This window comes from Actinomycetota bacterium (assembly GCA_005888325.1).
Classification (GTDB): Bacteria; Actinomycetota; Acidimicrobiia; order Acidimicrobiales; family AC-14; genus AC-14.
In genome coordinates this window covers 36319-36884 of record VAWU01000017.1, presented here as the reverse complement: position 1 = coordinate 36884, position 566 = coordinate 36319, and the positions used below count along the sequence as shown (strand labels likewise).

2 pseudogenes (1 of these 2 running past the window's edge) are annotated in these 566 nt (G+C 68.2%); both read left to right on the top strand.

From position 1 onward, the window contains the following. Nucleotides 1–75 (top strand): annotated as a pseudogene (locus tag E6G06_03830) (hypothetical protein) (it extends 792 nt beyond the left edge of the window). 408 nt (nucleotides 76–483) lie between these two features. After that, nucleotides 484–566 (top strand): annotated as a pseudogene (locus tag E6G06_03825) (cytochrome P450).

Genomic DNA, 566 nt, shown 5'->3' with positions numbered 1-566 from the left:
CGACAGCCGCGCGGTCGAGCGCGTCGGCAATCAGTTCTTCGTGCTCGACGGTTACGACGCGCGATCGTCGAATGATCCCCTCAAGTACGCGGTCTTCGTCCTCGACATGTCTGGAAGCGCCGACGCGACGCCCCCCGACACCACCATCGACTCGGGCCCATCCGGCTCCGTGAGCAGCACCTCGGCCACCTTCACCTTCTCGGCCACCGAACCGGGCTCGACCTTCCGGTGTCGCCTCGACGGGTCCTCGTTCGCCAGTTGCACGTCGCCGAAGAGCTACTCGAACCTGAGCTCCGCCTCACACACCTTCGAGGTGGCCGCCACCGATACCGCCGGCAACACCGACCTGAGCCCGGCCGTGCGGACCTGGACCGTGAGCGAGCACCCGCCGGTGGCGAACGCCCAGTCGGTGTCCGTCAACACAGGGTCCACCGCCACGGTGACCCTCACCGGCTCCGATCCCGACAACGACCCGCTGCGCTTCAAGGTCACCTCGCCTTCGGTGCGGGCAACCACTTGTGCCTCGGCGCCCACCTCGCACGTCTCGAGCTCCGCGTCGCGCTCGA